This is a genomic window from Chryseobacterium sp. 22543 (genome assembly GCF_052044565.1).
Taxonomy (GTDB): Bacteria; Bacteroidota; Bacteroidia; order Flavobacteriales; family Weeksellaceae; genus Chryseobacterium.
Map to the genome: position 1 here is coordinate 917,310 of NZ_JBQENH010000002.1, position 23,586 is coordinate 940,895.

The window sequence follows — 23,586 nt, forward strand, 5'->3', positions numbered from 1 at the left end:
TTGAATATATTGGACGAGATAAATGGAACGTTTATTGTAAATTTTATCTGAAAAAGCAATTATGAAAATTCCAGCAATATTAATGGCGAGTTTATTAGCAGTAGGAGCTTCTGCACAAAGCACTAAACCTGAAACTAGAACTAAAAAGCCTGTAAAAAAAGTAAAGAAAGCAACAGCATCCGATACTGTTGAAAAGAAAAAACCGGGAACTCCTAAGTCAATCGTAAAAAAAGATACGCTTGTTCTTCGTGGCCATGGCTGCCCGGCTTGTGGAATGGGATAAAAGATGAAAAAACCACTATTAGGAATATCAATGATGGCAGAAGCTGATTTTGTTTCTGCTGTTTTGCCGTTGCTGCAGAACAACACTATTGATGTTCTGGAATGGTCCTTTGATACCCTTTATCATGCCAATGAACCGGATTGGCTTCGTGATCTGCTAAACTTTTATGCAGAAAATAACCGTTTGATAGGCCATGGTGTTTATTATTCCCTGTTTGATGCAAGATGGACAGAAAGGCAGGAAGATTGGCTGAAAAAGCTAAAAGAAGAAGTCGGTTTAAGGAAATACAATCATATCACGGAACATTTTGGTTTCATGAATACTGAAAACTTTCATCAGGGAGTACCATTGCCGGTATCTCTGCATCCCAAAACTTTACAAATAGGAAAAGACAGGCTGTACAGGCTTCAGGAGATGATAGATATTCCTGTAGGTATAGAAAATTTAGCGTTTTCATTTTCTATTGATGATGTCAAAGAACAAGGGATTTTTCTTGATAAACTAACGGAGGATACCAATGGCTTTCTGATTCTCGATCTTCATAATATTTATTGTCAATCCTGTAATTTTGGAGTGAAAATGCAGGAAATAATTGATCTGTACCCTTTGGATAAGGTAAAAGAGATTCATCTTTCCGGAGGAAGCTGGCAGGAGAGTGTATATGGGAAAAAGCAGGTGAGAAGAGATACCCATGATGATATTATTCCCGAAGAGATTTTTTCTGTTTTGCCTTCCGTTTTAGCAAAGTGTCAAAATCTGGAATATATTATTACCGAAAGGCTGGGGCATACGCTGAAAACAGAAGAGGAAAAAGAAAATTTCCTGAATGATTTCAATAAAATTAAAACAATAATCGAAGCTTCTGATTGGAAAGGAAGAAAAATAAGCAGTTGGAACAAGCGGCAAATACAACTTCCGGAGAAACCTGTCGAAGATCTGGCTTTGTTTGAAGAGCAGTCAAGGCTTACCAGACTTCTTTTTGACAATGCGGGAGCAGCAGTTATCAAAGATCAGGATTTTCATTACTTTAAAACAGAGAACTGGGATCCTGAAATGATTCTTACTGCCCAGAATATTATCAAAAAATGGAATCCTTATTAATTCTATCCTGATAACCAAAATCAAAATATATGAAAATGACAACACTAGTATTGATCATTACCGCTGTCCTCACTGCTCTGATAGGAGGACTTTTCTATGCTTATTCATGTTCTGTAGTCCTTGGACTGGGAAAACTCTCTGATGTAGAATATCTGAAAGCTATGCAGAACATCAACCGGGAAATTCTGAACCCTGTTTTCTTCATGAGTTTTATGGGAACAGCGGCTTTTCTGCCGGTATCTGTCTTTTTGTTCCGCGGACATCAGTCTGTTTTTATCTTTCTCCTGCTGGCTGCACTGGCCTATCTGATTGGGGTTTTTGGAGTGACGGTTGCGGGGAATGTTCCGATGAATGACGCACTGGATAAGTTTGATATTTCCAATTCTACAACGGAAGCCATCAGGCAGATGCGCGCTAATTTTGAAAACAGATGGAATTTTCTGAATAATATAAGAACCGTTTTCTCTGTTATTTCTATCATTTTTGTAGTCTGTGCCTGTATCTGGAATAAGGATGTGTAAATGGGCGAATACGTAGAAATACTTAATGTTAGATTCGGTATTTCTACGGATGTGTACCTATGGTTTTATTCTGATCTTTGTGTTGTTAGCAAGACAAAACAGATTTAACATTTTCAAAATGTTGAGAAAAAATTTATAACCACGAAGACTTCATTTCAAACAAGAGAAAAGGCAGCCATTGGCTGCCTTTTGTTTTTATAATAAAGATAATTATTAAATCTTTAGAAGTTCAATCGTTCTCTCAGGGCTTTCTGCTGAGAAAACAGCATTTCCTGCCACAAGTACATCAGCTCCGGCTTCAAAAAGCTTAGAAGCGTTGTCAAGGTTCACTCCACCGTCTATTTCAATAAGGGCTGTAGAGTTGTTGCTTAAGATTAGGTCTTTGGTTTCAGCAATTTTTTTGTAAGTATTTTCAATGAATTTCTGTCCTCCAAACCCTGGATTTACACTCATTAACAATACCAGATCCACATCTGCAATGATGTCTTCAAGCATTAATACCGGAGTAGAAGGGTTCAAAACAACACCTGCTTTTACTCCTTTGCTCTGAATGTGATGAATGGTTCTGTGAAGGTGAGTACATGCTTCATAATGTACTGAAATAAGGTCTGCACCATGATTGATGAATTCATCAACATATTTCTCAGGCTCCACAATCATCAGGTGAACATCTACAAATTTTTTGGCATGCTGCTGAACAGTTTTCATTACCGGAAAACCAAATGAAATATTGGGTACAAAACGGCCGTCCATTACATCAATGTGGAACCAGTCGGCCTGGGAATTGTTCAGCATTTCAATGTCTCTTTGCAGATTCCCAAAGTCTGCAGATAAAAGGGATGGAGCAATAAGCTTCGTTTTCATTTTTACTTTATATTAGATATTTAGAGTCAGGAATCAAGAACCAAAACATGGTCAAAACAGGTGTTTTATATGTGTATTTTGGTTATCTTGAATCTTGTGTCTGGCATCTTGATTCTATTAATGATACTTCAGTTTCATTTCCGGTTTGATCTTAAGAACGGTTTCGTAGATAAGTTTAATCACATTCCCTACATCTTCTTTGGACACCATTTCTACCGTAGTATGCATATAACGCAAAGGTAAGGAAATTAACGCACTTGGTACTCCGCCATTAGAATGAGCAAAAGCATCTGTATCAGTTCCTGTAGCTCTGCTTGCTGCTGCTCTTTGGAAAGGAATTTTTTTAACTTTTGCTGTGTCAATAATCAATTCTCTGATGGTATGGTGAACACTTGGCGCAAAGAATACTACCGGTCCTGCACCACATTTCTGATCTCCTTCTTTCTTCTTTTCAATCATCGGAGTGGTAGTGTCATGGGTAACATCCGTTACAATGGCAATATTCGGTTTGATGGTGTCAGCGATCATATCTGCGCCGTATAAACCTACTTCTTCCTGTACAGAATTGGTAATATAAAGTCCGAATGGAATAGATTTTTTATTTTCTTTCAAAAGTCTTGCTACTTCTGCAATCATGAAACCTCCGATTCTGTTGTCCAACGCTCTGCAGACAAAATATCTGTCGTTCATTTCAAAGAACTCGTCCGGGTAAGTAATCATACATCCTACAAAGATTCCCATTTCTTCCACTTCTTTTTTGGAAGTAGCACCACAGTCGATGAAGATATTTTCAATTTTAGGAGTAGGCTCATTCTGATTCGTTCTCGTATGAATAGCCGGCCATCCGAATACTCCTTTTACAATTCCGTTTTCTCCGTGAATATGAACCACTTTTGAAGGGGCAATCGTCTGATCGGAACCTCCGTTTCTGATGACATAGATTAATCCGTCATCTGTAATATAATTGATGTACCATGAAATTTCATCAGCATGTGCTTCAATCACTACTTTAAATTCAGCTTCCGGGTTGATGATCCCATAACAGGTTCCATAATGGTCTACTTCTATTGTGTCAACATAGGGTCTGATATAGTCCATCCAGACTTCTTGTCCTTTATGTTCGTAACCTGTTGGAGATGATGTGTTTAAATATTTTTCTAAAAATTTCAAAGATTTCTTTTCAAATTTCATAAAAAGGAATGATTTTTGCGTTTAATTTTTGTTCTTATAAGTGTAAAAATAATGAATTTTAGTAAGATTATCTGCCTTTTTATTCTCTTTTTTGGAGTCAGTGCTTTTGGCCAAAAGGATGGTGTAGTGGCGAAACCACTCAATCAGTATCCACCTGAATCCTTGAAAACGGATGAATTTGGTAATAAATACTATTATGACGAGCAGCAAAAAGTCAAGATTTATGAAATTAACGGCGAGCCTGTAGTTGTATTAGACGAGTTGGTTTTGGTTAATAAACCGAGATTTAATAACCAGCTGGATAAAAATTACTATTATTTTCTGAATAAAAAGCTGTACAGAGTATATCCGCTATTTGTCACTGCATTACAGCAGTACAGAGACATCCAGAAAGATATGAATGATATGGATAGCAAGGCTAAAAGAAAATTTGTAAGAGAACGACAGAATATGCTGGCAGATCAATATGAAAAACAACTGAGAGATCTTACCACTACCGAAGGGCAGGTTTTTGCAAAACTGATGAACAGAGCTACCGGAAAAAATGTCTATGAAATAATCAAAGAACTGAGAGGCGGATGGAGCGCTTTCTGGTGGAATGTAAAAGGAAAAATGGCCGATATTGATCTGAAAGAACAATACGATCCACACAAAAACAGAACTGATGAATTTGTAGAATCATTGCTTCAGTCCAATTGGAATTCAGGGTATTTGCAGCCTTACCCGGGAGCAAGCGATTTTAAAGTCAAGAAATAATATAAATTCCTGTAAGAATGCTTACAGGAATTTTTCTTTTAATTTATCAAATACAATCTTATCTATTGGAAGAGGGAAAGGATTGTCTGGTCTGTCTATATCAATCCATTCTGTTTTTTCGATGCAGGGATCCATGATAATGAAATCTTCTTCATTCACAATATCTACTATATAATATATCGTAAGAAGCTGTTCGTTTTCTTTGAAGCGGGAAACCAGAAAGTTTTCCTGAGTATAAAAATGTTCCAGAACATTAATCTGTACATTCAGTTCTTCATCAAATTCACGATGCAGGCATTCCAGTACTCCTTCACCATATTCTAATCCGCCACCCGGAAATTTCATTAAAGGTTCGCCGGCATATTCTTCAAATAAAGTCAGAACTTGTTTGTCTTTTACCGCACACGCATACACTCTAATGTTGATCTTATCTATCATATATATAATGTATAATATTTGTATAGCTAATGTAAGAAATTTTGTTGAAAAAAGCTGGCTGTAGGAAGCGTGAAGCTGGAAGTTTTATGCTATCTGTTTTATTTCTGAAAATTTCCAAATCAACCTATCTTTACTATAGAATGATTATTATAAAAAATAGAAAATTAAAGTATATTTCCTTAGTAGCTTTACATTCTACAATTTAACGGCATTGATCATTTCTCTTTTTCCCGGAGGTCCCTGTTTTTTTTCTACCTGGAAATTCAGTTCCTGAAGAATTCTTCTTACACTGCCTTTAGAAGAGTAGGTAGTTAATAATCCGTTAATGGCCATTTTGTCAGAAACCAGTTCAAATAGTGGCTTTTCCCAAAGATCAGGCTGTACTCTGGCACCGAAACAATCAAAATAAACAAGATTGATTTTAGGCAAGTCAATGTCTTTTAGGTCAAAAAAATCACATTCTATCTTTTTTAAGTTGAATCCACTAATGATTTCTACTGACTTTTCCCAATCTGCCAGATGAATTTTCTGATAAATATTTTTAAACTCAGGGTTATCAAAATGTTCAAAGTAAGCCAGATCCTTAACTTCGGATTCATTTATGGGATATTTTTCAAGCGAAAAATAATTGATGACATGATTTTTGTCAGTTTTTAAATATTCATTAATTGTTACTAAAACATTCAAACCTGTTCCAAAACCGAGTTCTAAAATATTAATTTCGTAATCATTTATCAAATTTAATCCATTTTTAATAAACACGTGTTCGGCTTCCTGAAGTGCTCCGTGATGAGAATGGTAGTTTTCATTTAATTCATTGATAAACAATGTTTTACTTCCGTCGTTTGTGGTCTTAATCTCTCTTTTCAAGCTATTTTTTTGTCAAATTTACTCTAAAATTTTTATATTTAGAAAATTATGTTAAATTTGTAGAACATCGTAAAAATTTTAAAAAATGATAATTCAAAAAACTGAAAACTCCAGAATTTCTACATTTGACCCTAACGATTTTTCATTTGGTGGTACTTTCATAGATCATATGATCATATGTGAGTATGAAGATGGGAAATGGGGTGATGTAAAATTAGTTCCTTACGGTCCGATTCCATTTACACCTGCCATGATGGGGGTAAACTATGGACAAGCTTGTTTTGAAGGGATGAAAGCCTATAAAGACAAAGACGGGCAGGTTTTCCTTTTCAGGCCTGAAAAGAATTTTGAACGTATCAATAAGTCAGCAAAGCGTCTTGCTATGCCTGAGGTGACTGAAGAAATGTTTTTGGACGGATTAAAAGCATTGGTAGATATGGATAGAGAGTGGATTCCACAGGGGGAAGGAATGTCTCTTTATATCAGACCATTGATCTTTGCAACGGAGGAAGCTTTGAAAGCAAGAGTATCTAATAAATATATGTTTGCAATCGTTGCAACACCAGCGAAGAGCTATTATTCTGAGCCTGTATCTGTAAAGATCTCTGATCACTATTCAAGAGCAGCAAACGGAGGAGTAGGTTCTGCAAAAGCTGCAGGTAACTATGCTGCTTCTTTCTATCCTACGCAATTGGCGATCGAAGAAGGATATGAGCAAATCATCTGGACAGATGATGCTACTCACGAATATTTCGAAGAAAGTGGTACAATGAACGTATTTGTAAGAATCAATGATACAATCTATACACCTCCAACTTCTGAGAAAATCCTTGACGGAGTAACAAGAGACAGTTTCATTCAACTGGCTAAGAAAAGAGGAATTGAAGTGAAAATAGAACCAATTCCTGTGAAAACAGTTATTGAAGCATTGAAGAATGGTTCTCTTAAAGAAGTGTGGGGAGTAGGTACAGCAGTGGTAACCACTCAGTTCCAGGCTTTAGGATATGAGGGTGTAAAACTTGAGCTTCCAAGATTATCTGATGAAGAAAGTTTCGCTGCTATTCTTAAGAAAGACTTGGTAGACCTGCAGACTAATCTTTCTGAAGATCCTTTCGGATGGAGAGTTGTAGTAGATCATGCATTAGAAACAGTTTAATATTTTTTTTAAATAAACTATATAAAAGTCGGGTTTTTCCCGGCTTTTTTTGTATTTATGTATTCGTGTAAAATGTATGAATAACTTTTAATCAGAGGATTCAGCCAGCTGCCTTGTTTTATTAGCAGATTGATACATTCTTACATTCACATATTTCTGGGTCAAGTTTTGTAATTGATTCGCGAAATGTGTATTTTCGCAAAAGTTTATGAAAAAAATACTCTTCATATCAGCCATAAGCCTGTTAAGCTGCAACAGAAATACACAGACGGCCCATCCTCCGGTAGGCGGTGTTTTAAGCCAAAAAGATCTGGATGTTTCTAAAAACAGGATGAAAAATCTGAATATCATAGAAAGAGGCCAGATTCAGGATTGGATCAGCGGGCAGTCTGTGAAATTTTATCCTACACAGCTTAATTACTGGGTAACCGCTGAAGGTTATGATCAGAGAGAAAGAAGGAAAGATGAAACTTTGATTTCCTATTCTTATGATCTGTATGATTTTGATCAGACAAAAATATACGATCAGTCTTTTGAAAGAAGAGATGCCAGATTCGGGCACTTTGATGAACTGAGGGCAGTGGAGAACGCTTTGCGTTTTATACATGATGGAGAGGAAGTAACGCTTTTGGTACCGTCTTCTTTGGCTTACGGAACTTTTGGAGACGAAAAGAAAATAGATAACGATATTCCATTAATCATAAAATTAAAAGCGCTATAATACATGAAATTGTTTAACAAGAATATAATTCTGGCAGCGGCAAGTATCTCGCTGATGAGTTGTACCCCAATTTATAAAAAAATGAACGTAGACAAAGAAACTTACGAAGGTCTTAATGACGGGCTTTATGCCAATCTTCAAACCACAAAAGGTAATTTGATTGTAAAGTTTGAAGACAAGAAAGCACCAGTAACTGTAGCCAACTTTATTGGTCTTGCAGAAGGGAAAATCGACAACAAAGCTAAGGCTAAAGGAGTTCCTTATTATGACGGAACTATTTTCCACAGAGTAATCAAAGATTTCATGATCCAGGGGGGAGATCCTCAGGGAACTGGCGCGGGTGATCCGGGATATAAATTCGAGGACGAAAGAAATGACCTTAAACATACAGGAAAAGGTATTCTTTCAATGGCGAACTCAGGACCTAATACAAACGGGTCTCAGTTCTTCATCACTGAAGTAGCTACGCCTTGGTTAGACGGAAAACACACGATCTTCGGAAAAGTGGTAAAAGGTAATGATGTGATTGATGCTATTGCTAACGTTGAAAAAGGAGCTCAGGATAAACCTAAAACAAATATCGTTCTAGAAAAAGTTTCTGTTTTCAGCAAAGGTGATGAGTACAAGCACTATGATGCTGCTAAAACATTTACTGAAGGAAAAGCAAAGATTGCAGAAAACAATAAAGCTTTCATCGCTAAAGAAGAAGCTGAAAAGAAGAAAAAAGAAGAAGAATTCAAAGCTAACCAGGAGAAATTAGTTGAAAACCTAAAAGCTGGTATGCAAAAAACTGAATCAGGTCTTTACTATAAAATCACAAAAACAGCTGACGGTAAAGCTCCAAAAGCGGGTGATAATGTATCTGTACATTATGCAGGTAAACTGGTAGACGGAACTGAATTCGATTCTTCATTCAAAAGAAATGAGCCGATCGAAATTCCAATCGGAATGGGAAGAGTAATCAAAGGATGGGATGAAGGTATCCTATTGTTGAAAGAAGGTGAAACTGCTACATTATTGATCCCGCCAGCAATGGCTTACGGAGAAAGAGGAGCAGGAGGAGTGATCCCGCCAAACTCTTGGTTAGTTTTCGATGTTGAGCTTGTAAAAGTAAAATAATTGAATTTTCAAAATATTCTCAAAAGCCGTCCGGAAGGATGGCTTTTTTTATTCTGTTCAAATACATTCTGTAACGATATGTGTAAGGCTGCGACCCATTTTAATATCTGGGAAGTTCAATGATTTTTCCGGTAAAAAGTAATCTTAAAATTTGTAACAACTACTAAATAATGAAGACCAAATCACTTCTGTTTCTGTTCGTTCTGCTTTCGTTTATAGCCTTTTCACAGACCAAGGCAAATCCTGACGATACAGCGATAAAGAAATCACTTACTTATTTTGTAAACAGTATTAAATCTAAACAGCTAGATCAGGCAGTAAGCTGTATATATCCAAAATTCTTCACCATAGTTTCAAAAGAGCAGATGACGCAGATTTTGAATATGACATATAATAATCCATTCATGAAAATTGAAGTACAGGATTTGAAGTTTGGAAATATTGAAAAACCTGAACTCATTACTGGTGAGTATTTCTCTATTACCAATTATTTTTTGAAACTGAAATGTAATGTAAGCTCATTAAATGATGATATGAAAAAGAAAATGAACAGCGCTTTAACAGCCAAATATGGCGCAAATAATGTTAAATATTTAGCTAACGAAGGTTCATATCTCATCAACGCTAATATGAAAGCATGTGCTGTTTCAAAAGATAAAAAGTCATGGAAATTTGTTATTCTTGAAAAGAAATATAAAAAAGAACTGGTGAAAATCTTACCGAAGAAAATTCTGGATACATTTTAAAAGGTTAAGCAGTAAGCATCAACTTTTATATTAAAATAATGCCGTCTGAAAAAGACGATTTTTTGTTTCCTGTAAATACCGTAAAAATACGGATTTCGGTAAGGCATTATTACATCTATCTTTATCCTGTACTTATAAGAAACAAAATAAGAGATATGTTTGATCTGAATTACGACCTTATAAAAAAAGAAATTGAGTCAGAAATGTGTGAAGAACACGGTCTGCACCCGGAATTGATTAAAACAGATGAAGGCTTTGGAATAAAAGCCTGCTGTGAACCTTTCCGAGAAAAAATGGTTGAAAAATCCGGACATATGATAGAAGAAGAAACCAAAAAGGCCCTTGAAAAAATGATGAAGGACCTGTTTAAAGAATAAGTTTTTACGATGTTAAGATAACTTTGTTGTTATCGCTGAGCTGCTCCGGAGGGAGTGGCTTTTTTTGTTGGAAAGATTGTAATTCATAGGGACTATTAATTATAAAAAATCTTTATGGATTTTAATGGTTGTATAATTTAGCTATACAAATAAAAAACCGCCCCAAACAGGACGGTTTTTTCAGTAAAAATTAATTGAAAGTTATATTTTATTATCTTTTCTTCATACTCGTTCCGGCTAAAGAACTGATGAATACAAGGCCGAAGCCGATATAAGCGGCAAATGCCGTCAGATATATAATTAAGCTGTTAAAGCTTGGTTTTAAGGCGTATACCAATACAGAAAATGCAGCAAAACTTAGTACCAGCAATAGGCTCCATATATTCAATTTTGCAGCATCTTCATTTCTCTTAAAAATCATTTCAAAAAAGGCTCTCATCATTACTTACATTTTAAGGGTTATACAATTAATTAAAAAAATAAAGGCGTACTCATCGCGGTAAAAAGAATAAATTCCTTTACTGGGCTAAGGTTCGTGATGACTTTGCCGTTTATCTATATCGTAATACCGGGCAAAAAGTCCGGGATATTTTTGTTTTTTTTGAATCAATAAATGATTCGTGGTTATTGATGATACCAGTGAGATACGGGTGCAAAATTGCTGTGAAAAATCAACGGGGGTTAGTTAATCACGAGCCCGTATCTGTGACGGCATCGTAGAAAAAAAAGGATTCATATACTAGATATGAATTTGAATCAGTGGAAAAACTGAAAATCCACAGAAAACCTTTTTTCTCATCCTTAGTGTTTTTTTTAATTTTTTCTCAATATTTTACATGCTAATATCATGCCAAAATAAAACTTTCTCGATTAACACTTTGTTTCACGGGACTGGCGAAGCTCCTCATGAAGCGTGTTTTCATCTGTTATTTCCTTAAACAAAGAAAAATTTTCTGTTTTTAAGCTTAAGTTGCCTGAAGCAAAGAAAATATTACGGTGCAACTATTTTTTATATATTTAAACTCCTTTAGTATAGTTTAAAAATGAACCGGGAAAGTTTAAAAGACAGTATCAATATCTGTATAACAAATCTTTTGCAGCTGGCTGAAATCAATTGTCGGAATGCGATTTCCCCGAAATTGTTTTTTATTTTGTCTGATTTTAATGAATTTGAAGGATCCGATTTCAGTGAACAGAGGATATCCCGAAACAGGATAAATAATTCAAAAACATTGCTTACTTTGGATCTTGCACTGGAGATTTTACAAAAAGAGTTTGATGATCTTTATGATGTTACTCTGTATATTTTCCGGGCAAATACAAGAGAAACTATTATAGAAATCCAATATTACAGAAAATCAAATTTTGATGCTGATTATTTTGCTGTAGTAAAAGATAATCCACCAATGTTCCATTCAAAAATTGCAATGCCTGTATATGCATGGGAAGGAGAGAAATTTGATGTCAATTGGGAATCGGGAGGTGGAATACATCATGAGTGGAAAACTTTTTTATGGAGAAATTTTCTTTACAGGCGTAAAATTAAAAAATTCAAAAGATAATTTTATAGGATAAGAAATTAGTTATTACCATTTATACAATCATCTGTGTCAATCTGTGAAATCAGTGGTTATAAAATCAATATAAGTTTTGGCTGAAGCCATTGGAAGGTATTTGTAAAATTAAACGGCTCCCTTCGCCTACGCTTAGGATGATAGCCCGTTCCTATTGAAATAATGAGATATTGTATGTAAAAAACAAAAACCGCCTTTAAAGACGGTTTTTATATTTGTTACCAGTTTTTATCAATCATATAAATAATCTGCGTCAAAGCTGTAGCGCCTAATAAAAGCTCTCTTCTGTTCACTTTTTCAAAAGTATCTTCTTCTGTATGGTGAATATCAAAATAGCGCTGAGAATCCGGCATCAATTCAGCGGCAGGAATTCCCATGTCATGAAGCGGATAGAGGTCAGTTCCGGAAAATCGCTCTTCAAAATTATAAACTCCGTAGGGAATGAATAGACTTGACCAGCCTTTGATCTGATTTCTTTTGGTATCATCCATATCCAGGGCAATTCCTCTTGGTGCAAAACCTCCGGCATCCGTTTCTATGGCAAAAAGATGTTTTTCATTCTTCTCTTTTACCGTTTTACCGTATTGAATTCCGCCCTTTACTCCGTTTTCTTCATTGGCAAAGCAAACCACTCTGATAGTATGGTTATTTTGTAATCCTAACTTTTTAAAGGTTCTCAAAACCTCAATACTTTGAACAATTCCGGCTCCGTCATCATGAGCGCCTTCACCTACATCCCAGGAATCAAGGTGTCCTCCAACTACGATAACGCTTTGGTCTTTTTTACCTGTGATTTCCCCGATTACAGAATGGGAAAGCTTTTCGCCTTTCATTCCGCAGTTGGAATTAAGTTTAGCAGTAATTTTCTGGCTTTTCAGTAAAGCTTCCAGTTCATCTGCTGTCGTACTTCCGATGGCTACGGCAGGTATTTTAGAGACTTTGTCTTCGTAGCGCATTGCTCCTGTGTGAGGTACATCATCAAAAGCAGAAGAAAGTGATCTGACGATGGCAAACTTACCTCCTTTTTTTGCCGTTAATGAAGCGGCTGTGGTTCTGTATTTTGCGGCATCACCATATGCTTTAAAGGTTTCTACAAACGACTGGCTGAAGGGGTAGTTGAAGAATACAATCTTATCTTTCACCTTTTCAGCGGGAAGTTTGTCATATTCTTCCATAGATTTTACCATGATAATTTCTCCTGAAACATCTTTTCCTCCGGTTCCTTCAGAATTTCCAAGGGAAAGCATTTTAAGACTTTTCCATTTTCCGTTAGAAGCCTGGATATGCAGAGATTCTTTTCCTCTTTCCCATACCGGAATCATAACTTCCTGAAGCCATACTTTATCAGCTCCGGCATCACGAAGCTTCTGCTCTGCCCATTTTACTGACTTCTCGTAAGCTTCAGATCCGCTTAAACGATGTCCGATATTTTTTGTAAGCTCTCTCAGCTCAGTATATCCTTTTCCGTTGTTCAGAATTTCCGTAGAGATTTTTCTGAACTGAATAGAATCGTCTTTGGATTGGCCAAAAACAGCCATTCCAAAAAGTAATAATGAAGTTCCTACTATCTTTTTCATAGTTACCAATTTTTATCAATCATATAAATAAGTTGTGTCATTACCGCAGAACCAAGTAACAGTTCTCTCCGGTTGACTTTTTCAAAAGTGTCTTCTGCTGTATGGTGAATGTCAAAATAACGCTGTGGATCTGGAACCAGCTCAGCTGTGGGAACTCCCATTTCGTGAAGCGATGCTATATCCGAACCAGAATATTTACCCTCAAAATTGTAGACTCCATAAGGTAAAAACAGGTTGACCCAGCTTTTGATATGGTTTCTTTGAGGATCATCCATTTCCAGGGAAATTCCCCTTGGTGAAAAACCTCCGGCATCTGTTTCTATAGCAAAAAGATGTTTTTCATTGTTTTCTTTAACAACTTTGCCATATTGTTTTCCGCCTTTTGTTCCGTTTTCTTCGTTGGCAAAGCAAACAGCGCGGATGGTGTGGTTATTTTGTATTCCTAATTTTTTAAATGTTCTCAGAACCTCAATACTTTGCACAATTCCGGCTCCGTCATCATGAGCACCTTCACCCACATCCCAGGAATCAAGGTGTCCGCCAACTACGATAACACTCTGGTCTTTTTTGCCAGTGATTTCTCCAATTACAGAATGAGAAAGCTTTTCGCCTTTCATTCCACAGTTGGAATTAAGTTTAGCTGTTACTTTCTGATTTTTTAACAGGATTTCCAGTTCATCAGCAGAAGTATTTCCGATCGTAATAGCCGGTATTTTTGAAACGTTTTCATCATAGCGCATATTGCCTGTGTGAGGAACATCATCAAAAGCGGAAGAAAGTGACCGGATGATGGCAAATTTCCCTCCCTTTTTAGCAGTCAATGAAGCCGCAGTTCTTCTGTAGGGGCTGGCATCGCGATAAGAAATGAAAGTCTGTACATTTTCCTGATTAAAAGGATAGTTGAAAAATACAATCTTATCTTTCACCTTTTCTGCAGGAAGTTTATCATATTCTTCCAGTGATTTTACCATAATAATATCACCTGAGATATCCTTTCCTTTTGTACCTTCGGAATTTCCGAGAGAAAGCATTTTAATACTTTTCCATTTTCCGTTTGAAGTCTGGATGTGCAGAGATTCTTTTCCTCTTACCCAAACCGGGATCATGACTTCCTGAAGCCATACTTTATCAGCTCCGGCATCACGGAGTTTCTGTGCTGCCCATTGTACTGATTTCTCATAGGCTTCAGATCCGCTTAAACGGTTGCCTATAGTTTTGGTAAGTTCTCTCAGTTCATTGTATCCTTTGCCGTTGTTCAGAATTTCTGTGGAAATCCTTTTAAATTGGATAGAGTCTTCTTTAGTCTGACCAAAAACAGCCATTCCAAAAAGCAATAATGAAGTTCCAAATATCTTTTTCATATTACCAGTTTTTATCAACCATAAAAATCATCTGTGTAATGGCAACTGCTCCGAGAAGAAGTTCTCTTTTATTCACCTTGTCAAAAGTATCCTGTTCGGAATGATGGTAGTCGAAATACCTTTGTGTATCTACCACTAGCTCTGCTAAGGGAATGTCAAGTTTTTTTAAGGGTGAAATGTCCTGAATTGCCTCAGTTTGGTCAAAATCATAAACGCCATAAGGAAGAAAATATTCTTTCCATGGGTAAATCAATCTTCTTCTCTGAGGTGACATATCCAGAGAAAATCCTCGCGGAGAATAGCCTCCGGCATCTGTTCCTAAGGCAAAAACGTGTTTTTCGTCTCTCTTTTTTACAAAAGCGGCATACATCTCACGGCCCTGGCCTCCGTTTTCACTGTTGGCATACAGGACTACGCGGATGGTGTGGTTATTTTCGTATCCGAGTGCTTTCAGTGTTCTTAAAACTTCTATACACTGGACTACGCCTGTTCCATCATCAATGGCCCCTTCACCAAAATCCCACGAATCAAGCTGGGCACCCAAAACAATCACTTTAGAATCTTTCTTACCCTGAATTTCAGCAATAATATTGGAGTTTGTAGTGTCACCTTTTGATTCGGCAGTCATGTTGATTTTAGCAGTAACTTTTTGCTTTTTCAATATTTTTTCCAACTCATCTGCGGATCTTACTCCAATGGATAAAGCCGGAATTTTAACTTTATCATCTGGTTCATAGTAAATCATTTTAGCATGAGGAGTGTCGTCATTAGCTGTTGTCAGTGATCTTATGATTAATGCTTTTGCGCCTGTTTTAGCAATGATAGAAGCGGAAATTAATTTCGATTTTGCAGTCTGTAAATAGGAGTCACTTGTATTGATAATTTTCGGGTCCATAGGAACATTCACGAAAACGATCTTGTCTTTTAACTGGCCTATTGACATTGCGTTAAGCTCTGACGTGGTATTAATTAAAACAATTTCACCTGTAAGGTCTTTGCCACCCGTTCCTTCAGAGTTTCCAAAAGAAAGCATTCTGATGTTTTTCCAATCTCCATTTCCGGTTTTTATCTGTAAAGATTCTTTTCCTCTGATCCAGACAGGTGCTTTGGCTTCCTGTCTCCAGATCATATCAATACCAATTTCCTTGAACTTTTTTTCTGCCCATTCTACGGCTTTTGTATAGCCTGGAGTTGCGCTGAAACGCGATCCGATTCCTTTCGTAAGCTCTCCAAGATTATCATAAGCCTTACCATTGGTCATGATTTCATCTGAAATTTTTCTGAACTCATCATGATAATTGAATTTGGCAAGCGTTGTTTTTTTTGCCGGATTTTTTTGTGGCTTTTTTTGAGAAAATAAAAATCCACTCAAAAAGAGTGGAAGTATAATGAATATTTTTTTCATTTTTTATTTACCTTTCTTTTTCCTTTGATAAAAGTAGGGAAAAAATGGGAATTTATTAAGGTTTCATATCATACATTACCAGCGCTGTAATCAACTTTGGTTCAATAAATGTACATTTTGGAGGCATGCTTAATTTTAAATCCGAAATTTTAATCATATCATTAAAACTTACAGGATAAATTCCAAAGCCAACCTTGCCTTCACCACTGTCTACTTTCTCTTTTAAAAGATTGATTCCGTTGATATTGGATGTTCCTTTTACATAAGAAATAAGCTCAGAGCTGTCCGGATCTTCAATTTTCAATATATTTTTAAAAATATACTTGTCAATAAGGTGGTGATCCAGATTATCAAGAGACATTTCTTTGGAACGAAGATCGTGCTTCACATGAAGAGAATAGAACTTCCCATCCATATACATTGAAATGTGGAATTTCTGAGAAGGGTAGTAGGATGTTTCTCCTTTTTCATGAATAAGGAAATAATGTTCAAGTTCCTTCAGGAAAGCTTCGGGAGAAATACCGTTCAGATCATGTAAGATTCTGTTATAATCATGAATTTTAATAGACTGATTGGAAACAATAAAGCTGTAGACAAAGTTGTAAAGCTCTGTACCATTATGTTTTTTGTTTTTCTCCTTATGATATTTGGCATTTATCGCTGTAGACCCAATTCTGTGGTGTCCGTCAGCAATATAAAATGAATCAATCTGATCAATCACTTCTTTAAACTGCTGTAACTTCAGGCGGTTGTCTATTCTCCAGATTTTATGTCTGATACCGATAGTGTCTACATGGTTGAAGATAGGGACATTTTTTTCCTCATGATTCATCAGCAGCTCAATTTTTGAGTTGGCCGGATAGGTAAGGAGTACAGGTTCTGCCTGCAGGTTTACTTTTTCAAGGTAATGAGCCAGTTTTTCTTTTTTCTGGGGAATGGTACTTTCATGTCTTTTGATTTTTCCATTCCAGAAATCTTCAATACTTGCTAATCCCAGAAGTCCTCTGAACACCTGTTTGTTGGGGTAGATCTGCTCATAAAGATAGTAGGCTGAATTGTCCTGGACCAATTTCTTTTCGTCCAGAAGTTCTTCAAATGTAGAACGGATCTTTCGCAGATTCCGGTCAATATCTTTAGATTTACTTACAACATAGGGTTTAATCATATTGATGTAAGTATTTTCAACTTGAGCCTTCTCTGTGATCTCTTCCTGGGTAAAATTATCCAGTGGATGTGTAGGGAAAGTGCTCTCGAAGTCTCTATGAGGTCTTATTCCACGGAAAGGTTTAAAAACAGGCATATTTATCTTATAGTTTCTTTTTGTAGCTTAATAATTTGTTCTGCAAGTTCGATACCGATTTTTTCCTGAGCATCTACTGTGTTTCCTCCAACATGTGGAGAAAGAGATAGTGCAGGGTTCATCAGTAAAGGCAATTCCGGGCTTGGCTCGTTTTCAAAAACGTCCAATGCAGCTCCGGCTACTTTTCCTGACTCGATAAAATCAATCAATGTCACTTCATTGATGACACCTCCTCTTGCAGTATTTACAATATAGACCCCATCTTTCATTTTTTCAAACTGAGGGGTATCTATAATATATTCATTCGTTTTCGGCGTATTGATACTGATGAAATCTGCATCTTGCAGGAATGCATCCATATCATTGGTGGAAGTGATTTCAAAGTCGACAGATTGTCCGTTGAAGAAATTCAGGGTAAGAACTTCTGTTTTAGGGCTTCTTGTCAGAACGGTTACTTTCATTCCTAAAGCAATTCCTATTTTTATGACTTCCTGGCCAATACTTCCAAAGCCGATTACTCCTAATGTTTTCCCTGAAAGTTCATATGCATTGCTGAATGACTTTTTCATAGCACTGAAATGAGTATCTCCTTCCAGAGGCATCAGTCTGTTGGATTCGTGAAGGAATCTTGCCAGTGAAATGAAATGTCCGAACACTAATTCTGCCACCGATTTTGAAGATGCTGTAGGAGTATTGATTACTTTAATCCCCTTGCTTTTGGCATATTCCACATCAATGTTGTCCATCCCGATACCACCTCTTCCAATGATTTTAAGGCCGGGACATGCATCAATCAGCTCTTGTCTCACTTTCGTTACACTTCTTACAAGAAGGACGTCCACATTATTATCGTTGATAAAATTAATAACGTGATCCTGAGCGACTCTATTGTCCAGGATTTCAATTCCAGCTTCTTTTAAAGCGTTTTCTCCTGCTTTTGAGATTCCATCGTTTGCTAAAACTTTCATGAATTATTTGATTTAAAGATTGAAAAATGTAAATATTTCAAAATTTTAAAACTGAGGCGCAAATTAATAAATTTAAATTAACTGCTTTTCAATCTTTCAATCTTTGAATTTTTAATGCTTAAATTATTTGATTGATTTCATTACATCTACCAAAACCTGTACGCTTTCAATGGGTAAGGCATTGTATAAACTTGCTCTGTATCCGCCCAGACTTCTGTGTCCGTTTAATCCACTGATACCTGCAGCTTTCCATGCGTTGTCAAATTCTTCTTTTTTGCTTTCGTCAGTAATTTTGAAAGAAACATTCATCAGTGAACGGTCTTCTTTCACGCAGAAAGTTTCAAATAAAGGATTGCTGTCGATTTCATCATATAAAAGCTTAGCTTTTGCTTCGTTTCTTTGTTCTGCAGCCGCAATTCCTCCGTTTTTTTCAAGATACTGAAGGGTAAGTAAAGAGGCATATACAGGGAATACCGGCGGCGTATTGTACATTGATTCTTTGGCGATATGCTGAGAATAGTCCAATATAGAAAACATGTTTTCTCTTCCTGTTTTTCCAAGGATTTCTTTTTTGATCACCACTAAGGTAACACCTGCAGGTCCCATATTTTTCTGAGCACCCGCATAGATCAGATCAAATTTGGAAAAATCCAGTTGTCTTGAGAAAATATCAGAACTCATATCACAAACCATCAGGGTATCCACTTCAGGGAAAGATTTCATCTGAGTTCCATAAATCGTGTTGTTGGAAGTACAGTGGAAATAATCGTATTCTGAACCAACCGTATAATTTTTAGGGATAAAACAGTAATTTTCTTCTTTTGAAGAACCTACTACATCTACTGTTCCTACTTTTTTTGCTTCTTTAATGGCTCCGGCTGCCCACGTTCCTGTATCCAGGTAAGCTGCTTTTCCACCTACTTTCATCAGGTTGTAAGGAACCATTGCAAACTGCAGACTGGCACCTCCTCCTAAATAAATAACTTCATAATCATCACCAAGATTCATCAGTCTTTTTACAATTGCACGCGCTTCGTCCATTACAGCTACGAAATCCTTACTTCTGTGAGAAATTTCGAGAAGAGACAATCCGATACCGTTAAAGTCCAGGATAGCCTGTGCTGATTTTTCAAATACCTCCTGTGGCAAAATACATGGCCCTGCGCTGAAGTTGTGCTTTTTGTTCATATTTTTATTTTTTGGTTGCTTCCGGATTGATAGTCTTTCAGCTTTATTTTTGGTTAAATTGGATTTTTGGACAAAAAAACCGCCTCACAGATAATGAGACGGAATTTTTTTATTCGCCATGTAAGAATGCTTTTTTATTAAGAAGAGATTCTTCAGATTCTACGTGATCCTCGTCAGGAACACAACAGTCTACAGGGCATACCGCCGCACACTGAGGTTCTTCGTGGAATCCTTTACATTCTGTACATTTATCTGTTACAATGAAATAAACATCATCACTTACAGGTTCCTGTGGTGCATCTGCATCTACAGTAAGTCCCGACGGCATTGTAATTGTACCTTGAAGAGCCGTACCGTCAGAAGCTTTCCAATCTACAGCTCCTTCATATATTGCATTGTTGGGACATTCCGGTTCGCAAGCTCCACAATTAATGCATTCATCAGTTATTTTAATAGCCATCGCTAATTTTTTTTAAATTTGCACAAAATTACAAAATATTCCCCAATTTTAAAGTAATTATGAATACCGAAAATCAAGTTTTAGGACTTATTAAATTAAGTGACTATATAAAAGCGTTTTTAGCGAAGAAACCGGAAGATCGCAATGAAGATGATGTAGATATTGAATTATTGTTGAAGAGATCTGAAATAGAGAATCCGTGGTTTACTATTGATAATCAGAAATTTGCTTTACAGCAATGGGCAGATCTTTTGACTGACGAAAATATCAAAAACTGGCTTGGAAATTATTCAACCTCTAAAATATCAAAAAGAGTTGGACTTATTTTAGCCGGAAATATTCCTTTGGTAGGCTTTCATGATGTGATGTCCGTTGTGTTGAGTAATCATATTCCTGTTATTAAGCTGTCGTCAAAAGATAAATATATGGTTCCGTTTTTATTGAAAAAATGGAATGAATTTTCCAATGAGAATGTAGTGTTTGAATTTGTAGAGAGATTAGAGAATTTTGATGCAGTTATCGCTACAGGAAGTAATAATACAGCCAGATATCTTGAATATTATTTTAAAAATCACTTAAGCATTATACGCAAGAACAGAACTTCCATTGCTGTGTTGAAAGGTGATGAAACGGAGGCAGAACTACAGTTGCTGGCAAAAGATATTTTCCAGTATTTTGGACTTGGATGCCGTAATGTGACGAGAATTTTTATTCCACAGGACTTCGTTATTGACAGACTGTTTGAGAGCTTCGTAGGATTCCAGGATATCATCAATCATAATAAGTATGCCAATAATTATGACTATAACAGAGCAGTTTATCTTTTAAATCAGGATAAATTCTGGGATAATAATTTTGTGATGCTGAAAGAAGATGATAAACTTTTCAGTCCGCTTTCTGTAATCAATTTCAGCAGATATGAGTCTTTGGATGATGTGAAAACATTTATTGCTGAAAACGAAGAAAATATCCAGTGTGTGGTGTCTAAAGAGGAGTTGGGATTGAATGCTATTCGGTTTGGAGAAGCACAAAATCCAGGTCTTGATACCTATGCAGATAATGTGGATACAATGAAATTTTTAGAACTGGTCTGATTTTCGTATCTTCCATCACTTATTTCACCAGATAACAAAAATGAATACTATGAAAAAATTATTGCTGGGAATTGCTCTCGTAGGTGCACAGTTGATGTTTGCTCAGAAAGTGGCAGGTGTGAAGGTTGAGGGTGGCCAGAAAAAAGAGCAGCCCGCTGCTATAAGTAAGGAGAAAGTCAGTTTGTACAATGATAACTTTCTTAAGTTTATTGAGGCTTTACAGGCTTCTGACCGTAAAACAATTGATGGATTGCTTTCTGAGAAGGTAAAGGAAATTGTAACGGATGATGTTCTTAAAAAAGTAAAAGACGGCATTGATCCCAACAAAAAGCTTGAAATCTTAAAAGCAGGATATTATAAAACCATGGATGGTATCAATCATCCAAGTATTAAATATAAATATGCAGGCGAATCATCTTCCAAAGAGGCTATTACCGCTGTATTTGAGGATGATGGGAAAATTCTGGGTGTTTTGCCTTCGAAATAGATAAAATTTATTTTCGATTAACTAAAAAAATATTAACTATGATGACAGATGTTTTAGTCGCTCATTCTTCGGACGTGGAGAAGGCGGGTTTTTACAAGAAGACGTATTTGCATGTTGCTTTATCTATTCTTGCATTTATTGGAGTTGAAACGATATTATTGAAAACGGTTCCGAAAGAAATTATTTTCATGATGTTTGCTCAGAAATATATTTGGTTACTAATCATTGGAGTTTTCTGGTTAGCTTCTGTTTTAGCTTCTAAATGGTCACTTTCACAAAGTAAATCTACTCAGTATATGGGATTAGGTTTTTACATCTTTTTGGAAGCGATTATCTTTATGCCTCTGCTTTTTATTGCTACCAATATGGCAGGCGGTACAAATGTAATTTTCCAGGCTGCTACTTTAACGATCGCAATGTTTGCCGGTATTTCAGCGGTAGCATTCACTTCTAAAAGAGATTTTTCTTTTTTAAGAAATATCATTGTGATTGGTGGATTTATTTCCATCGGACTTATTGCAGGTGGAATGATCTTCGGTTTTAACCTTGGCTTATGGTTTTCAGTAGGAATGGTAATTTTAGCTTCGGCTGCTATTTTATATCAGACAAGTAAATTAAAAGACTCTTATGGAACGAACCAGTATGTAGGAGCGGCATTGCAGCTTTTTGCTTCAATTATGCTTTTATTCTGGTATATTCTAAGTATTCTGATGAGCAGAAGAAACTAATAGATAAGTTGATTATCTTTATAATAATAGTCCCGGTGATTTTTCATCGGGATTTTTTTTGAATAAAAGTTTTTTTTAAACACAAATGTCACAAATGGTTTCACGAGTAACACGAATTCAATGGGAGCGGGATTTAGTCAAAACTTATGATGATATTGATTTATTGTCCACAGATTTCATAAATCAACACTTTTGATAGAGTGGGTTTATCTTTGGTTCAATTGCATAAATCCTTGTTGTTTATTCAATAAGAACAGGCTATCATCCTGAGCGTAGACGAAGGGAGCCCTTTTACTTAAAAAGCCATTATCTATTGGCTTTAGCCAAAATTTATAATAATTAAAAATGTTTTTTTAACCGCAGATTTCACAGATTGACACAGATGATTGCATGTAATTTTGATAATTTGATAGCTATTGTCCTATTTGTGAAATTTGTGTAGAATATTTGTGCTATTAGTGTTTTAAACCATAAACCCAAAAAATCCTGATGATATTTCACCAGGATTTTATTGGATATTCTTTAAAACTTCCACACAACATCCAGCCTCATGTGACCGGGTAAGGTCCTTTGAAGTACATTTTATAGTTGAAATAAAAGATTCTTAAAGAATAGAAAAAAGTATAGTAATGAGGAAAACCTCAGGTATTGTATATGTGTTTTTATAATCTTTTAATTAAAAATAATCAAAAGATATTATTTGTCGATTGATCCTAAAACCTTCTGAGCAAAAGAGTTTAAAGCATCTTTTTCACTCATTCCGTTCTGTACGTTGGCATGAACTTCTAAAGCTCCACAAATGTTGGTGATCAATTCTCCTGCAACATTTAAGTCTTCTTCGCTTGTTCCTCTGAATTCGCAGAAGCTTTCCAGTACTTCTAATGTTTTTTCAAGGTTTTCAGGAGTCTGATTCTGGTAAAACTGTCTGATTACGGGTAATTTCATTATGCTAATTCGTTAAAAAGGTTAATTAAACTTTCTGTCTGGTTAGATTGAACCTGATTTACCAATTCTCCGTTTTTAAAGATCGCGAAAGTAGGTAAGTTGTCTACTTTTGCTAATTTTCTGCTTTCAGGAAGCTTTTCAGCATCTACATATAAAAATGGAATAGTATCATTTTCAGATGCCAGTTTTTTGAATTTTGGCTTCATGATTCTGCAGTTTCCGCACCATGTTGCGCCATATTGAACAACTACTTTTTCGTTGTCGTTAACGATATTTTGTAATGTATCTTCGGTTAATTCTGTGTACATGATTGTAATTTGAAAATTTATTAATTGGGGATGTGTCAATGTTTTGTA

27 protein-coding genes are annotated in these 23,586 nt (G+C 36.0%); 13 read left to right on the forward strand and 14 right to left on the reverse strand.

Translation table 11 applies throughout. The annotated features are described in order from the left end of the window. The first annotated feature begins 61 nt into the window (after positions 1–61). Genes chrA through chrI form a run of 3 tightly spaced genes read left to right on the forward strand, consistent with a single transcriptional unit; the run spans position 62 to position 1,905 of the window. The gene (chrA, locus tag ACTJIP_RS09940) at positions 62–283 is read left to right on the forward strand and encodes an MNIO class RiPP chryseobasin precursor ChrA (protein ID WP_440704507.1); all 222 of its coding nucleotides are present in this window, start codon (positions 62–64) and stop codon (positions 281–283) included. Positions 284–286: 3 nt separating this feature from the next. Next, positions 287–1,384 carry an MNIO family chryseobactin maturase gene (gene chrH, locus ACTJIP_RS09945; RefSeq protein WP_440704508.1) on the forward strand — a complete coding sequence of 366 codons (1,098 nt, stop codon included), beginning with the start codon at positions 287–289 and terminating at the stop codon, positions 1,382–1,384. 35 nt (positions 1,385–1,419) lie between these two features. Further along, complete coding sequence (chrI, locus tag ACTJIP_RS09950) at positions 1,420–1,905, forward strand: chryseobasin maturation helper ChrI (RefSeq protein ID WP_228408680.1); 486 nt, start codon at positions 1,420–1,422, stop codon at positions 1,903–1,905. 213 nt (positions 1,906–2,118) lie between these two features. Here chrI and rpe read toward each other — a convergent pair whose 3' ends face one another. Both rpe and chrP read right to left on the reverse strand, forming a co-directional pair. After that, entirely contained in the window at positions 2,119–2,769 is a 651-nt protein-coding gene (gene rpe, locus ACTJIP_RS09955) for a ribulose-phosphate 3-epimerase (RefSeq protein ID WP_047375387.1), read from the reverse strand. A gap of 117 nt (positions 2,770–2,886) precedes the next feature. Beyond that, positions 2,887–3,960: a chryseobasin maturation metalloprotease ChrP gene (gene chrP / locus ACTJIP_RS09960; RefSeq protein WP_077414515.1), complete on the reverse strand. Its 1,074-nt coding sequence runs from the start codon at positions 3,958–3,960 to the stop codon at positions 2,887–2,889. Positions 3,961–4,011: 51 nt separating this feature from the next. Here chrP and ACTJIP_RS09965 point away from each other — a divergent pair, with 51 nt between their 5' ends. Then, entirely contained in the window at positions 4,012–4,716 is a 705-nt protein-coding gene (locus ACTJIP_RS09965) for a DUF4294 domain-containing protein (RefSeq protein WP_077414513.1), read from the forward strand. 21 nt (positions 4,717–4,737) lie between these two features. Here ACTJIP_RS09965 and ACTJIP_RS09970 read toward each other — a convergent pair whose 3' ends face one another. Together ACTJIP_RS09970 and mnmD are read right to left on the reverse strand one after the other, a co-directional pair. Beyond that, complete coding sequence (locus ACTJIP_RS09970; RefSeq protein ID WP_047384430.1) at positions 4,738–5,154, reverse strand: NUDIX domain-containing protein; 417 nt, start codon at positions 5,152–5,154, stop codon at positions 4,738–4,740. A gap of 195 nt (positions 5,155–5,349) precedes the next feature. Then, positions 5,350–6,024, reverse strand: coding sequence for a tRNA (5-methylaminomethyl-2-thiouridine)(34)-methyltransferase MnmD (gene mnmD / locus ACTJIP_RS09975; protein ID WP_077414511.1), 675 nt, complete (start codon positions 6,022–6,024; stop codon positions 5,350–5,352). 85 nt (positions 6,025–6,109) lie between these two features. Between mnmD and ACTJIP_RS09980 the strand changes: the two genes are divergently transcribed. The 5 genes from ACTJIP_RS09980 (at position 6,110) to ACTJIP_RS10000 (ending at position 10,143) form a co-directional block, all read left to right on the forward strand. Next, positions 6,110–7,180, forward strand: coding sequence for a branched-chain amino acid aminotransferase (locus tag ACTJIP_RS09980; RefSeq protein WP_077414509.1), 1,071 nt, complete (start codon positions 6,110–6,112; stop codon positions 7,178–7,180). 208 nt (positions 7,181–7,388) lie between these two features. After that, positions 7,389–7,901 carry an FKBP-type peptidyl-prolyl cis-trans isomerase gene (locus ACTJIP_RS09985; RefSeq protein ID WP_077414507.1) on the forward strand — a complete coding sequence of 171 codons (513 nt, stop codon included), beginning with the start codon at positions 7,389–7,391 and terminating at the stop codon, positions 7,899–7,901. Positions 7,902–7,982: 81 nt separating this feature from the next. Continuing rightward, positions 7,983–9,020: a peptidylprolyl isomerase gene (locus tag ACTJIP_RS09990; RefSeq protein ID WP_228408745.1), complete on the forward strand. Its 1,038-nt coding sequence runs from the start codon at positions 7,983–7,985 to the stop codon at positions 9,018–9,020. A 170-nt stretch (positions 9,021–9,190) separates the two neighbouring features. Next, positions 9,191–9,766 carry a hypothetical protein gene (locus tag ACTJIP_RS09995; protein ID WP_077414503.1) on the forward strand — a complete coding sequence of 192 codons (576 nt, stop codon included), beginning with the start codon at positions 9,191–9,193 and terminating at the stop codon, positions 9,764–9,766. 38 nt (positions 9,767–9,804) lie between these two features. Continuing rightward, positions 9,805–10,143: a hypothetical protein gene (locus tag ACTJIP_RS10000; protein WP_077414501.1), complete on the forward strand. Its 339-nt coding sequence runs from the start codon at positions 9,805–9,807 to the stop codon at positions 10,141–10,143. Between the two features lie 211 nt (positions 10,144–10,354). On the opposite strand, the gene ACTJIP_RS10005 is transcribed toward ACTJIP_RS10000, so the two are convergent. Continuing rightward, positions 10,355–10,585 carry a hypothetical protein gene (locus ACTJIP_RS10005; RefSeq protein ID WP_047384443.1) on the reverse strand — a complete coding sequence of 77 codons (231 nt, stop codon included), beginning with the start codon at positions 10,583–10,585 and terminating at the stop codon, positions 10,355–10,357. Between the two features lie 601 nt (positions 10,586–11,186). Here ACTJIP_RS10005 and ACTJIP_RS10010 point away from each other — a divergent pair. Beyond that, the gene (locus ACTJIP_RS10010; RefSeq protein WP_077414497.1) at positions 11,187–11,705 is read left to right on the forward strand and encodes a hypothetical protein; all 519 of its coding nucleotides are present in this window, start codon (positions 11,187–11,189) and stop codon (positions 11,703–11,705) included. Between the two features lie 230 nt (positions 11,706–11,935). Here the strand turns inward: ACTJIP_RS10010 and ACTJIP_RS10015 are convergent, their stop codons facing one another. The 7 genes from ACTJIP_RS10015 to ACTJIP_RS10045 form a co-directional block, all read right to left on the reverse strand. After that, positions 11,936–13,294, reverse strand: coding sequence for a M20/M25/M40 family metallo-hydrolase (locus ACTJIP_RS10015; protein ID WP_077414496.1), 1,359 nt, complete (start codon positions 13,292–13,294; stop codon positions 11,936–11,938). A gap of 2 nt (positions 13,295–13,296) precedes the next feature. Next, a complete protein-coding gene (locus tag ACTJIP_RS10020) occupies positions 13,297–14,655 on the reverse strand; it encodes a M20/M25/M40 family metallo-hydrolase (protein WP_440704509.1) in 1,359 nt (452 codons plus the stop codon). A gap of 1 nt (position 14,656) precedes the next feature. Then, positions 14,657–16,060, reverse strand: coding sequence for a M28 family peptidase (locus ACTJIP_RS10025; RefSeq protein ID WP_440704510.1), 1,404 nt, complete (start codon positions 16,058–16,060; stop codon positions 14,657–14,659). A 55-nt stretch (positions 16,061–16,115) separates the two neighbouring features. Further along, on the reverse strand, positions 16,116–17,360 hold the full coding sequence (locus tag ACTJIP_RS10030) for a DUF1015 domain-containing protein (RefSeq protein WP_077414490.1): 1,245 nt from the start codon (positions 17,358–17,360) through the stop codon (positions 16,116–16,118). A 2-nt stretch (positions 17,361–17,362) separates the two neighbouring features. Then, positions 17,363–18,328, reverse strand: a complete 966-nt coding sequence (locus ACTJIP_RS10035) for a D-2-hydroxyacid dehydrogenase (RefSeq protein WP_440704511.1) — start codon at positions 18,326–18,328, stop codon at positions 17,363–17,365. Between the two features lie 123 nt (positions 18,329–18,451). Further along, positions 18,452–19,516 carry a 3-phosphoserine/phosphohydroxythreonine transaminase gene (serC, locus tag ACTJIP_RS10040; protein ID WP_440704512.1) on the reverse strand — a complete coding sequence of 355 codons (1,065 nt, stop codon included), beginning with the start codon at positions 19,514–19,516 and terminating at the stop codon, positions 18,452–18,454. A gap of 109 nt (positions 19,517–19,625) precedes the next feature. Continuing rightward, positions 19,626–19,976: a 4Fe-4S binding protein gene (locus ACTJIP_RS10045; RefSeq protein ID WP_047375361.1), complete on the reverse strand. Its 351-nt coding sequence runs from the start codon at positions 19,974–19,976 to the stop codon at positions 19,626–19,628. Between the two features lie 59 nt (positions 19,977–20,035). Here ACTJIP_RS10045 and ACTJIP_RS10050 point away from each other — a divergent pair, with 59 nt between their 5' ends. From ACTJIP_RS10050 to ACTJIP_RS10060, 3 genes are read left to right on the forward strand one after another with little or no spacing between them, the layout of a single operon-like run. After that, a complete protein-coding gene (locus ACTJIP_RS10050) occupies positions 20,036–21,070 on the forward strand; it encodes an acyl-CoA reductase (protein WP_440704513.1) in 1,035 nt (344 codons plus the stop codon). A gap of 49 nt (positions 21,071–21,119) precedes the next feature. Beyond that, the gene (locus ACTJIP_RS10055; RefSeq protein ID WP_228408678.1) at positions 21,120–21,557 is read left to right on the forward strand and encodes a peptidylprolyl isomerase; all 438 of its coding nucleotides are present in this window, start codon (positions 21,120–21,122) and stop codon (positions 21,555–21,557) included. Between the two features lie 38 nt (positions 21,558–21,595). After that, positions 21,596–22,285 (forward strand): Bax inhibitor-1/YccA family protein, encoded by a 690-nt coding sequence (locus ACTJIP_RS10060; RefSeq protein WP_077414483.1) that lies wholly within the window; start codon positions 21,596–21,598, stop codon positions 22,283–22,285. A gap of 696 nt (positions 22,286–22,981) precedes the next feature. On the opposite strand, the gene ACTJIP_RS10065 is transcribed toward ACTJIP_RS10060, so the two are convergent. Both ACTJIP_RS10065 and ACTJIP_RS10070 read right to left on the reverse strand, forming a co-directional pair. After that, entirely contained in the window at positions 22,982–23,230 is a 249-nt protein-coding gene (locus ACTJIP_RS10065; RefSeq protein ID WP_002980002.1) for a DUF6952 family protein, read from the reverse strand. Further along, positions 23,230–23,538, reverse strand: a complete 309-nt coding sequence (locus ACTJIP_RS10070; protein ID WP_047384463.1) for a thioredoxin family protein — start codon at positions 23,536–23,538, stop codon at positions 23,230–23,232. Before ACTJIP_RS10070 ends, ACTJIP_RS10065 begins: the two co-directional genes overlap by 1 nt. Positions 23,539–23,586: the final 48 nt, after the last annotated feature.

Excerpts from the sequence above, each read along its gene's own strand:
- chrA (WP_440704507.1), top strand. The coding sequence starts at position 62 with ATGAAAATTCCAGCAATATTAATGGCGAGTTTATTAGCAGTAGGAGCT.
- chrH (WP_440704508.1), top strand. The coding sequence starts at position 287 with ATGAAAAAACCACTATTAGGAATATCAATGATGGCAGAAGCTGATTTT.
- chrI (WP_228408680.1), top strand. The coding sequence starts at position 1,420 with ATGACAACACTAGTATTGATCATTACCGCTGTCCTCACTGCTCTGATA.
- rpe (WP_047375387.1), bottom strand. The coding sequence starts at position 2,769 with ATGAAAACGAAGCTTATTGCTCCATCCCTTTTATCTGCAGACTTTGGG.
- chrP (WP_077414515.1), bottom strand. The coding sequence starts at position 3,960 with ATGAAATTTGAAAAGAAATCTTTGAAATTTTTAGAAAAATATTTAAAC.
- ACTJIP_RS09965 (WP_077414513.1), top strand. The coding sequence starts at position 4,012 with ATGAATTTTAGTAAGATTATCTGCCTTTTTATTCTCTTTTTTGGAGTC.
- ACTJIP_RS09970 (WP_047384430.1), bottom strand. The coding sequence starts at position 5,154 with ATGATAGATAAGATCAACATTAGAGTGTATGCGTGTGCGGTAAAAGAC.
- ACTJIP_RS09980 (WP_077414509.1), top strand. The coding sequence starts at position 6,110 with ATGATAATTCAAAAAACTGAAAACTCCAGAATTTCTACATTTGACCCT.
- ACTJIP_RS09985 (WP_077414507.1), top strand. The coding sequence starts at position 7,389 with ATGAAAAAAATACTCTTCATATCAGCCATAAGCCTGTTAAGCTGCAAC.
- ACTJIP_RS09990 (WP_228408745.1), top strand. The coding sequence starts at position 7,983 with ATGAACGTAGACAAAGAAACTTACGAAGGTCTTAATGACGGGCTTTAT.
- ACTJIP_RS09995 (WP_077414503.1), top strand. The coding sequence starts at position 9,191 with ATGAAGACCAAATCACTTCTGTTTCTGTTCGTTCTGCTTTCGTTTATA.
- ACTJIP_RS10000 (WP_077414501.1), top strand. The coding sequence starts at position 9,805 with ATGCCGTCTGAAAAAGACGATTTTTTGTTTCCTGTAAATACCGTAAAA.
- ACTJIP_RS10005 (WP_047384443.1), bottom strand. The coding sequence starts at position 10,585 with ATGATGAGAGCCTTTTTTGAAATGATTTTTAAGAGAAATGAAGATGCT.
- ACTJIP_RS10010 (WP_077414497.1), top strand. The coding sequence starts at position 11,187 with ATGAACCGGGAAAGTTTAAAAGACAGTATCAATATCTGTATAACAAAT.
- ACTJIP_RS10015 (WP_077414496.1), bottom strand. The coding sequence starts at position 13,294 with ATGAAAAAGATAGTAGGAACTTCATTATTACTTTTTGGAATGGCTGTT.
- ACTJIP_RS10020 (WP_440704509.1), bottom strand. The coding sequence starts at position 14,655 with ATGAAAAAGATATTTGGAACTTCATTATTGCTTTTTGGAATGGCTGTT.
- ACTJIP_RS10025 (WP_440704510.1), bottom strand. The coding sequence starts at position 16,060 with ATGAAAAAAATATTCATTATACTTCCACTCTTTTTGAGTGGATTTTTA.
- ACTJIP_RS10030 (WP_077414490.1), bottom strand. The coding sequence starts at position 17,360 with ATGCCTGTTTTTAAACCTTTCCGTGGAATAAGACCTCATAGAGACTTC.
- ACTJIP_RS10035 (WP_440704511.1), bottom strand. The coding sequence starts at position 18,328 with ATGAAAGTTTTAGCAAACGATGGAATCTCAAAAGCAGGAGAAAACGCT.
- serC (WP_440704512.1), bottom strand. The coding sequence starts at position 19,516 with ATGAACAAAAAGCACAACTTCAGCGCAGGGCCATGTATTTTGCCACAG.
- ACTJIP_RS10045 (WP_047375361.1), bottom strand. The coding sequence starts at position 19,976 with ATGGCTATTAAAATAACTGATGAATGCATTAATTGTGGAGCTTGCGAA.
- ACTJIP_RS10050 (WP_440704513.1), top strand. The coding sequence starts at position 20,036 with ATGAATACCGAAAATCAAGTTTTAGGACTTATTAAATTAAGTGACTAT.
- ACTJIP_RS10055 (WP_228408678.1), top strand. The coding sequence starts at position 21,120 with ATGAAAAAATTATTGCTGGGAATTGCTCTCGTAGGTGCACAGTTGATG.
- ACTJIP_RS10060 (WP_077414483.1), top strand. The coding sequence starts at position 21,596 with ATGATGACAGATGTTTTAGTCGCTCATTCTTCGGACGTGGAGAAGGCG.
- ACTJIP_RS10065 (WP_002980002.1), bottom strand. The coding sequence starts at position 23,230 with ATGAAATTACCCGTAATCAGACAGTTTTACCAGAATCAGACTCCTGAA.
- ACTJIP_RS10070 (WP_047384463.1), bottom strand. The coding sequence starts at position 23,538 with ATGTACACAGAATTAACCGAAGATACATTACAAAATATCGTTAACGAC.